Genomic DNA, 9,531 nt, shown 5'->3' with positions numbered 1-9,531 from the left:
TGTATGTACAGTATTTTGAGGGGACTCAGACCCTTGAGAAAAAGGTTCCTCAGGGCTGCGCCGGCGTGCCGAGCAGGGCCTCCAGATCGACCGCGGCCGCCATCGCCCTGTAACCGGCATCACCCGGGTGCAGGTGGTCGCCGGAGTCCATCGAAGCCTTCAGCCGCGAGGGATTCGCCGGGTCGCGCAGCAGGGCGTCGAAGTCGGCCACGGCATCGAAGGCGCCGCCTTCGCGGATCCATCGGTTCACGGCCTGGCGCACCTTGTCCTTGGCGGGCGAGTGGTGGCCCTCGAGCGGCGTGCCTTCCAGCGCGCGTTCGTTCGGAGGGATGGTGCCGGCAACGATGCGCACGTTGTGAGCATGAGCCATCTCCGCCAGTTGCCGCAGGCCCTGGATCAGGTCTTCCGCGCGCATCGCAGGCTCGTTGGGCGCGAAGGGGCCACCGGGCCAGCCGATGTCGTTGGTACCGAGCAGCACGATCATGGACCGCACGCCCGGCTGGGCGAACACGTCGCGGCCCGCGCGCTCCAGGCCGGCGCGGCCCATGCCGTCCTTCAGCAGACGGCCGCCGGAGATGCCGGCGTTGAGCACCGCCACATTGCGCCCCGCCAGCTTCTCCGCCAGCGCGTCGGGCCAGCGGGTGTTGGCACCGGGTGTGGAGCCGTTGCCGTCGGTGATCGAATCGCCGAGGGCGACGACGGTGGTCGGCGGCTTCGGCGTTTCGACGATCAGGCCGCTGAAGAAGACGCGGGTGCTCCATTGCGTGGCCGCCGCGGGCAGGCGGGCAGAGCCGGTCAGGTCGCCATCGGCGACGTAGGCGAGTTGGCGTGCATCGAAGTGGAAGCCCGCGGGCTGGCTGGGCCGCGGCAGGTAGATCGACACCGCAATCTCCCCGAGCGCTGGTACGGCAAGGTCGACCGGGTCGCTGACCAGCCGTGCGCCCGGCGGGATGGTGGCATCGGCCTGCCCGCCGAAACGCAGCGCCCGGTCGCTGCCCTCGACGACGGCCGAGCCCTCGCCATGCCGGCCGACGCGCGCCGCGCCGATGTACAGCGGTGCGGTGCCGCCTTCGTTGCTGATCACCACGCGCAGCCGCGATCCGCCGATGCTCAGGCGTGCGACCTGCCGCACGGTCTGGTGGTTGAACTGGAAGGGCAGGCCCGCGGGCAACACGAAATCGCCGCCCCAGACGGGCTGCGTGCTGGCCATCCAGCTGGGGCTCCAGTAGGTGGCGGCAGGGCCGGCCGTCGAGCTTGCGGCAGTGGCGGCCAGGGTGAGCGCGAGGGCGCCGTGGCGCAGGATCGAGGCGAATGTGGATGTGGTCATTGGGATGAGTCCTGATGAAAGTTGAAGCAACGGCTTCACTTTCATTCATGCCAGAGGAGATTGGTAGAAGGCAGAATGGCATCAAGACCATTCCATATTCGAATACTCCATGGACACCCTGCGAGCCCTCGAAGCCTTCGTGAACAGCGTGGAACTGGGCAGCCTCTCGGGCGCAGCCCGCGCGCTCGACACCACGCAGCCTACCGTCAGCAAGCTGGTGGCGGGGCTCGAGCGCTCGCTGGGCGTTCGTCTGTTGCGGCGCACCGCGGCCGGCCTGAGCCTGACCGAGGAAGGCCAGCGCTTCCACGAGCGCGCCCGGCGCGTGCTGGAGGACTACGGCGACGCGGTGTCCGATGCGCGCGAAGGCATCCAGCAGCCGCGCGGCCTGCTGCGCATGAGCGCGCCGGTGACGCTCGGCCAGCGGTACCTCAACGCGATGGCGCTGGAGTTCCTGGGCCTGTACCCCGACATCGAACTCGAGCTGGTGCTCGACGACCGCTTCGTCGATCCGCTGGAAGGCCGTATCGATGTCTCGCTGCGTGTGGGCGGAACCCTGCCGCCCGACCTGGTCGCCCGTCATCTGGGCACATGGCCGCGCGTGCTGGTTGCCTCGCCGGACTACATCGCTGCACGAGGCAAGCCGCGCAAGCCACAGGACCTGCTGGAGCACGACTACCTGCGCTACGCGGCGGGCGACGACGGCGTGCTGCTGCAAGGCCCCGAGGGCACCGTCGCAGTGCCCGTACGCAGCCGCTACCGGGTGAACAACGCGGTGGCCATGCTCGACGCCGTGCTCGGCGGCGCCGGCGTCTCGCTGCAGCCGACCTGGATGGTGGCCGACCTGCTCGCGCAGGGCAGGCTGGTGCGCGTGCTCGGCCGCCACACCGGGCCGGCGCAGGAAGTGCACCTGCTGTATGCCCCGCGCCGCCACCAGCCGCTGCGCGTGCGCGTGCTGGTGGACTTCCTGGCCGAGCGGGTGGCGAAGCTGCCGGGTTCGACCAGCCCGGCGAGCGAGGTTCAGTTCAGCGGCAGCCGCAAGTAGGTGCCGCGCAACGCCTCCTGGCCGACGCCCGGCTTGCTCCAGTCGCAGACACCGGCCGGGAAGATGGTCTGCAGCCGCGCCAGATCCGCGCCGGCAATGGTCACCGAGTAGTCGGCCGCGTTGACCGGTTTCAGCTGGCACTTGAGCACGTCGTTCACCAGCGGCGAGCCGGCCACGATGCGCGGCGTGCTGAAGCGCGGGTACACCAGGTTGCAGCTGGCCGCCGGGTCGGTCGAGGCAGCCTCGTCTATGCGCTTGCCGCTCGCATCCCAGCAGGCGTCGTTGGCGCCCGCGGGCTTGTTGCGCACCACCTTGTCGATGGACGGCGCGGCCGTGTCGGCGGCCATGTTGTCCAGCCACTTGTTGATGAGGTCGAGCGAGGCCGACATGTAGTCCACAGGCGTCTTCGATCCCAGCGTCCAGATGATCTGGTTGTCGCTGCGGCCATTGGCGCGCTGCAGCCGGGCGCGGATGATCAGGTCCTGCATCGTGTCGTGGATGTCGCCCGTCGAGTCGGCGTTGCCGCGCTGCGTGATGATCGGGATGTTCGCGAGGCCCGGCCCCTTGAAGCTGTTCTTGAAGCCGCCCGAGTAGGTGAGCTTCAGCGCGTCGGGGTCCGCCTGGGTGCGCGCGGCCTGCGTGTTGCCGTCGCCGTCGTAGCCGCCGACCTTCTCGTTCAGGTCGAGGAACTCCTTCACCGAGATCGTGCCGCTGTTCAGCGCGGCAAGGCCGTACTGCACGCCGATGTTGTCCATCGGCCGCCGCGCCTCCTGCGTGCCGGCGCGCTTGCCGAGCAGGTTGACGTTGGTCTGAAACAGGTCGCAGCGGATGCCGTTGGGATTGGTCGTGCGGTTGAACACGTTCGACACGTTGGCCGGCTCGAGGAAGCCGCAGCCCGTTGCGTTGTCCGACTTGATGATGCTCGCGAACGACAGGTCCCAGCTCGTGCAGGTGTTGGTGTTGAAGCCGTTCACCGCCGTCTGCTTGGCCGTGGTCCAGGTGGCGGTGTCGAGCTTGTAGACGTTGTTGAGCAGGCGGCACTCCATCACCTCGGGCATCAGCGTCTCGGGGAATGACACGATGGGCTGGATGCCGTCGAGCAGGCCCGGATAGAGCTGCGCGATCAGGTACTGCTGGATGGCGCCGCCCGAGCCGCCGAAGCCAACGGTCCATTTGGGCACGGCGCCGAATTCCTCGATGACGTGCTCCTTCAGCATCATCAGCGTCTCGCCCTGCAGGTGCGGATTGGCGTGCTGGTTGTTCCAGAGCTCGGTCGAGTTCATGAAGGCGAAACCGCGCGAGAGCTGGATGTGGCCCGCGTCGCCGAGGATCGACTCGATGGGATGCACGCCCTGGTTGTACTGGGCCGAGCCGCAGCAGTCGAAGTACACGACCAGCTTTCTGTTCCAGCCCGCGCCGGGCTTCCAGGTGGCGGGTGCATCCTTGGCGGGGTTGTCGAGCACCGCGAGCCGGTAGACGCCACGGTTGATGGTGCCCGACTCCACGCGCACGATGTAGGGCACGGTGTTGCCGTCATTGGTGGTCGTGGTCGCGAGGTCGGCCGGGCGCGTGCCAGTCGGGTCTGAAAGCGGCTTGAAAGTGTTGGAGGTGGTGCGGTAGTACCAGACCACCTGCGTCGCGGCCGAGCAGTCGGCGTCCAGCGGCGAGCCCAGGCCGTTCTGCACCGTGCGGCATTCGTAGGGCGAGATGTGCGGGCCCGAGAGGATCGGGCCGGTGATCGGGTAGTTGACCAACCTGACCTCGGTGCGCTGCGCGCTGTTCTCGGCGTTGCTCACCACCAGCGAGTTGGCGCTGCCGGTGGTGCTGGCCGGATCGGTCGTGAGCCCCGTGACCAGGCCGCGCAGCACGCGGGCCGTGCTGTCGACCACCGGCACCTGCGAGCTCACGTCCTTGCCGTTGAGGCTCACGCGCACCTTGTCGAGCGCCACGCCGACGGGCGCCGTGATCTCGAGCAGCGTGTCGCCGCCGCTGATCATGTCGGGCGACGACGAGAGCGTCTTCACCTGGAACGCGGCCGGCGTCTGTGTCGCGGGTGGCGGGCTGGCACCAGGGATGAAAGAAAACCCAGAGCCGCCATCGGAGCCCCCGCCGCACCCCGCGACCAGCAGAGCGCTTGCCATCGCGAGACCCGCGACGATGGCGCGGGGCCGGCGAGGCCACGGAAAAACCCGCTTGTGCGGGTGGCGGGGTGTAGCGAACATGGACGTCTCCTGTGTTGTATGTCTTGAAAGAATACGAATGGACGTCCTGGGGCGCGGTCGTTGCGACGACACATGACGCGCGAATTGCTACAGGTAATCCCTGATTCATCCAGCGAGACTTCTTTCTCATCTCCTTCTGCCGCTGCGCAGACGCTGGAGGAGATGGTGCGTCGCTCGAAGTGGGCTTCGGCCCTGTCGCCCGCAGACCTGGAACATGTGCTCGGCAGCATGCAGGAGCGGCAGTTCGCCCGTGGCGGCTGCATCGCACGGGCGGGGCAACTGGTCGAGCACTGGATGGCGCTGATCGACGGCTTCGCCAAGATGTCGGTCGCGTCGGAGGACGGGCGGGTGTCGACGCTCACCGGCGTCTCGGCCGGGGTATGGTTCGGCGAGGGCTCGCTGTTCAAGCACGAGGCGCGCCGCTACGACGTGTTCGCGCTGCGGCCCACACGCGTGGCGCTGATGCCGCGCCGCACCTTCGAATGGCTGCGCGGCACCAGCGTGCCGTTCAACCACTACCTGCAGGACCTGCTCAACGCGCGGCTCAGTCTCTTCATCGGCGCGCTGGAGCACGAGCGCCTGCTCGACACCGACGCGCGAGTCGCGAACTGCCTGGCGAGCCTGTTCAACCCGGAGCTCTATCCCGACGCGCCGCGCTTCCTGGAAGTGGGGCAGACCGAGATCGGATTGCTCGCGAACGTGTCGCGACAGCGCGTGAATGTCGCGCTGCAGCGCTTTCAGGCGCTGGGGCTCATCCGCATCGAGAAGCGCGGGCTGAGGGTGCTCGATCCGGGTGGCCTGCGCGACTACAAGGCCGAGAGCGGCAATGCGCTGGCGGGCGAAGCAGAGCGGGCGCAACGCCCGGCATCAGGTGCTGCGTAGCTGGCGCGTGCCGACCGGCGTCTCGGGGCCGGTGCGCACGTTGCGCTCGATGAACTCGCGCGCGATCACATCCACGTTCGCCGGAGCCGGTGCGTTGAAGGACATGCGGTACTTCAGCAGCTTGCCGTTGCGCACCGCGAGGTAGGTGAACGAGTCGTAGGCCTTGCCGTCGCGCGCGTGCACTAGGCGGAACGAAACCGAGCGGAAAGTCAGCCCTTCGATGCGCACGTCCCGCGTGGGGCCGACCTTGGCGCTTGCGTACATGCCCTGCGCGACGGCGCGCTGCACCTCGGCGATGGTGCTCCTGAAGTGCTCGTCGAACTGCGGGTCGCTCACGCCAGGCTGCCAGTTGCGCTTCATGTCGTACACGTAGACATCGACCCAGCCGACGTCGCTCTCGAAGCGATGGCTGTTGCCCAGGCCGGCGTTCAACGCCTCGTACGACTTGGAATTGATGTAGCGCCACTGGACGCCGGTGGGCGGGGCGGGTGCCGGTTCGGCCGTGGATTCCGGGCCCGATGCTGCTCCCGTGTTGGCCGGCGCAGTGCCGGGCGCGCTTGCGCAGGCGCAGAGCAGTGCGGAGAGAAACAGGGCGAACAGCAGCTTCATGGACCGGCTCCGGGGAAATGAAGAAAGGTCAGTCGACCAATCTTGCGTGCAACTCGTGGCCGGATGCTACGTGATGGGGGAGGCCGGATGAAGGCAGTTCTACGATGGTGCGTCAGGCGTCGTTGCCGGCCTTGCTGGCGGGCGCTGAGAACTCATCGGAGTGGAGCGGGTGAAGGGAATCGAACCCTCGTATGAAGCTTGGGAAGCTGCCGTTCTACCATTGAACTACACCCGCAGCAGGCGCGGATTCTAGCCTGTCTCCCGACAGCGCCGACTTGCCCGGCCTTGGCTTCGATCAGTCGTCGGCAAAGATTTCGCCAAACCCTTGAAAGACCCATGTCTCATCACTGCGCGCATAGACGGCCGTGAACTCGTTGTTGATGCCGCGAGACCAGAAATGGAGCCCGAGTCGCCCGCGAAACAGGATGATCTGCGCCAAATCGGCATCGATCTCGCCGAGCCCGTCGACCATCTCGTCGATCAGCGGCAATACGACCTCCAGCGTTGGCATGACCTCGAATTGAAGTGCTTGTCGATCGGCGGCATACACCTGGATCGTGACCTCGTTCGGTGTGCCACGGTACAGGTCGCAATCGAACTGCACGCGACCGTCGGAATCACGATGATCATCCGCTTGATGAAAGCCTTGGCGTCGCAGTTCGGAGAGGTAGTCCATCGGAGGTCGCAAGGCTCGTCCAGGAAGTAGTCGGCTGGCACACCTTACACGCGGAGATGGCCGTGCGCATTCCCGATGCAGACGAATCGCACGCATCTTCTGCGAGCACTACGCCGAAGCTGCCGGGCCCTGAACCACAACGTTGGAGACGCTCGTGGTGCTTGGGTTGAGCGGTTGCACGTCGATCGGATCGCAACGGCTGCTGATCTGGTTTCCGTCGAACTTCACCCGGAGCAACGGGCCGCTCGCCCCGACTATCGTGCCGAGTCTGCCTTCACAAATCACGCGGCTTCCTCTTTCGAGATCGAGTCCGTGCCGTGTGCAAATTTCCCTGATAGTCATCGTGCTGCCCGCCGATATGAGTGATTGGTGGATTCTTGCCGGCGCGTGGATGAAATGCCCTTCCGAAATTCGCTCAAGCATGTAGGACAGGCGTGGCTGTTCAGGTCAAGGAAAAGCCCGCAGGAGCGGGCGAAAGGGCGAGCCGCCATGCGCTCCTTCCCGCGGGCGTCCTGGATTCGGGGGCGCAACAGGTTCGCTTGTCCGCGCTCTGCGGCCAGAAGTGATACCCCTTCGGATGTGCTCTCCAGCGCAGTGGCCTCCCACAAAAGCAGGATTGCGCGCGGCGGGCCGCAGGGATTTACTGGCGCTCAAGATTGTCGAGAGGAAGATTCATGGCGAAGGCCACTCATCGCAAAGCTACAGTGACTTTGAAGCTGCCGTTCGATATCCCGTCCGATGTGGAACTGACGGCACTCCGGGATGCCGGCATTCCAGTCGACGACCTGGGCGTTGCTGCGTCCGGGTTCCTGCACATGAGGACGACCAGCGATTACCGATCCCATATTTTTCGATGGTTCGCCAATAGTGGATCGATGGATGGCGCTGGCCGCGAGAGTGCATCGATGCTATGACCGTGCCGTCGTCAAGAGAGAGCCTGCCGGCGTGGAAGGGTGGCGGGTGCTTCAATGCACTTTGGGGCGTCGCCGCGGCGGTGGGGGCGTGAAGGGCTCTTCAAGCTCGTAGCCCGGCACTTCGTAGTTGAGCGTCGCGAACGCCACCGCGGCCGCATCGCACGGGTCGCGGTCCATGTGGGCGTGGTAGAGCGTCGCAGTCAGGCCGTCGAGCCATTCCTCATCGATTTCGTCAATGCACAGTTCGTGGAACGCATCCTTGAACTCGTACCACCACGCCTCCTGATCCGTCAGGGCAGTGCCGTCGACGACGATGGGCTGAGCGGGCTTCCACATGGCCGCATGCTACTTCCGCGCTGGCGTGCCGTCAGAATAGGGCCGCGGCGAGGCGCAGGTGTCGGTGAGGCTGCAGCGTTCTCACCGGATCTTCGATATCTACGCTGCCGCGCAGGCCGACTGACCCCGAAACAGTGCAGAGCATGAAAGTCCAGTTCATCCGATTCATCCCTCCCATCTTCTTTGCTGCAGCAACAGCGGCGCCGGCCGTCGCCGGAACGATCACCTGCATTCCTGCCCCGGGCAACGCGGGCCCCGCTCCCTGGATCCGCCGCATCTTCATCGACGAGCACTCTCGCACCGTCAACATGGACGTCGTCCGCCACAGAACCAAGGACACCGACACCATGGGCAAGATGCGGGCCGAACTGTTGAGCATGGACGAGACCCAGGGCGGCGAGCCCGTCTATGTGTTCAACGCCGTTCCCGCCGCAGGCAGCGAGGTTACGAACCTCTTCAGGCTGTTCAAGACCGGCGAGTGGCGGCTGGTCGGTGCCGGGGTTGCGTTCGTGGGCAAGGTGCCGGCGCTGCGGGCGATCGAACCGGGCATCGTCTTCGACTGCAAGCGGTCGGACTTGGGATAGCCCGGCAGCGTCGATTTCTTCGCGGGAAGAAAATTTTTTCCACGCTGCCTCTTTCGTGGGCATCGCGTTGCAGGCCACGCCAGGCAAGGCTTCCGAGCGATGCGCACACGGTTTTCCACAGCATTGTCCCCATCGACATGGGAAAACCCGTCATGGCTCTGTGGTAGAGGAGAAATCAAGAGGAAAAGGGGTAGCCCGAGGGTAGGCGTGTTCCGACAGACTTGGCGGCGCCCGCGGAGGAACATTGCTTGCACCGCACTACCGCGGAAAGGAGCGTGAAATGACGTTCGACTTCCTGTTTCGCCCGAATCACACCGCGTACCTCCGGCGCGCGGCGGCCCTCCTTGAAGAGGCTCAGATGGCGCGCATCGAGCATCAGGCAGCGGCAGAGCATCACAGCGCGCTTGCCCGCATGTACGCCGAGCGCGTCCGGCGTCTTGAGAACGAGCTCTATCGCCAGCCGCAAGGTGCGGCGGCACATGGGCTGGTGGCGGAAGGCGCCGCGGATGACCGGCCCCAGCTGTATTCGCTGGACGGGAGCCGCAAGCCCGGGCTGACCTCCGCGAGCTGAAGGAAGGCGACAGGCCCTGGCGTGGGCCCGGGCCGCGTTGCGATCCGCAAAAAAATACCCGCCGAAGCGGGTTTCGAGTTGCCCTTGAGGGCAGGCTCCAAGCACTGACAGAGAGCTCTTCTTTTATGCGGCCCTGTTGCGTGACAGCGCCGCTATGGTCGGTGGTCGCCTGCGGAGCCTGTGTCAGCCGGAAACAGGTAGTCGCCGTAGGACACTTATTAAAACGTGAACTATTTGGCAGTTCTGGAGGGTGTTGGAACGTTCCGTGAGCATGCGGCCTGGCCTGCCGATTCGAAGTGTCGGTGCTGTCCGACAAGGCGGCGGCGCATGAGGCTCTAGATTTTGTGGGCTCGCTTTGAAGTGCGAGT

Annotated in this window: 10 protein-coding genes and 1 tRNA gene; 5 read left to right on the top strand and 6 right to left on the bottom strand. The window is 65.8% G+C overall.

Annotated features, from left to right (window positions below; all coding sequences use genetic code 11):
* Positions 1-49 precede the first annotated feature (49 nt).
* Positions 50-1,327, bottom strand: coding sequence for an SGNH/GDSL hydrolase family protein (locus tag EJO71_RS32550; RefSeq protein WP_125952707.1), 1,278 nt, complete (start codon positions 1,325-1,327; stop codon positions 50-52).
* Between the two features lie 109 nt (positions 1,328-1,436).
* Between EJO71_RS32550 and EJO71_RS32545 the strand changes: the two genes are divergently transcribed.
* Positions 1,437-2,369: a LysR family transcriptional regulator gene (locus EJO71_RS32545; protein ID WP_125952708.1), complete on the top strand. Its 933-nt coding sequence runs from the start codon at positions 1,437-1,439 to the stop codon at positions 2,367-2,369.
* On the opposite strand, the gene EJO71_RS32540 is transcribed toward EJO71_RS32545, so the two are convergent.
* Positions 2,345-4,591, bottom strand: coding sequence for a DUF6351 family protein (locus EJO71_RS32540; RefSeq protein ID WP_125952709.1), 2,247 nt, complete (start codon positions 4,589-4,591; stop codon positions 2,345-2,347). The two genes, EJO71_RS32545 and EJO71_RS32540, sit on opposite strands and share 25 nt — an antisense overlap.
* 162 nt (positions 4,592-4,753) lie before the next feature.
* On the opposite strand from EJO71_RS32540, the gene EJO71_RS32535 reads away from it, so the two are divergent.
* Positions 4,754-5,473 carry a Crp/Fnr family transcriptional regulator gene (locus EJO71_RS32535; RefSeq protein WP_125952710.1) on the top strand — a complete coding sequence of 240 codons (720 nt, stop codon included), beginning with the start codon at positions 4,754-4,756 and terminating at the stop codon, positions 5,471-5,473.
* Here EJO71_RS32535 and EJO71_RS32530 read toward each other — a convergent pair.
* From EJO71_RS32530 to EJO71_RS32520, 3 genes are all read right to left on the bottom strand, one after another.
* The gene (locus tag EJO71_RS32530) at positions 5,459-6,082 is read right to left on the bottom strand and encodes a hypothetical protein (RefSeq protein ID WP_125952711.1); all 624 of its coding nucleotides are present in this window, start codon (positions 6,080-6,082) and stop codon (positions 5,459-5,461) included. The genes EJO71_RS32535 and EJO71_RS32530 overlap by 15 nt on opposite strands.
* Positions 6,083-6,243: 161 nt before the next feature.
* A tRNA-Gly gene (locus tag EJO71_RS32525) sits at positions 6,244-6,317 on the bottom strand.
* A gap of 60 nt (positions 6,318-6,377) precedes the next feature.
* Complete coding sequence (locus EJO71_RS32520; protein WP_125952712.1) at positions 6,378-6,758, bottom strand: hypothetical protein; 381 nt, start codon at positions 6,756-6,758, stop codon at positions 6,378-6,380.
* A 674-nt stretch (positions 6,759-7,432) separates the two neighbouring features.
* On the opposite strand from EJO71_RS32520, the gene EJO71_RS32515 reads away from it, so the two are divergent.
* Positions 7,433-7,672 (top strand): hypothetical protein, encoded by a 240-nt coding sequence (locus EJO71_RS32515; protein WP_125952713.1) that lies wholly within the window; start codon positions 7,433-7,435, stop codon positions 7,670-7,672.
* Between the two features lie 51 nt (positions 7,673-7,723).
* Here the strand turns inward: EJO71_RS32515 and EJO71_RS32510 are convergent, their stop codons facing one another.
* Positions 7,724-8,008, bottom strand: a complete 285-nt coding sequence (locus tag EJO71_RS32510; RefSeq protein WP_125952714.1) for a hypothetical protein — start codon at positions 8,006-8,008, stop codon at positions 7,724-7,726.
* A 143-nt stretch (positions 8,009-8,151) separates the two neighbouring features.
* Here EJO71_RS32510 and EJO71_RS32505 point away from each other — a divergent pair, with 143 nt between their 5' ends.
* On the top strand, positions 8,152-8,592 hold the full coding sequence (locus EJO71_RS32505; protein ID WP_125952715.1) for a hypothetical protein: 441 nt from the start codon (positions 8,152-8,154) through the stop codon (positions 8,590-8,592).
* A 280-nt stretch (positions 8,593-8,872) separates the two neighbouring features.
* On the top strand, positions 8,873-9,163 hold the full coding sequence (locus EJO71_RS32500; protein WP_125952716.1) for a hypothetical protein: 291 nt from the start codon (positions 8,873-8,875) through the stop codon (positions 9,161-9,163).
* The last annotated feature ends 368 nt before the right edge of the window (positions 9,164-9,531 follow it).

The sequence above is a fragment of the Variovorax sp. 679 genome (assembly GCF_003952185.1).
Lineage (GTDB): Bacteria > Pseudomonadota > Gammaproteobacteria > Burkholderiales > Burkholderiaceae_C > Variovorax.
The sequence above is the reverse complement of the archived record's forward strand: the minus strand, read 5'-3'. Positions and strand labels throughout refer to the sequence as shown.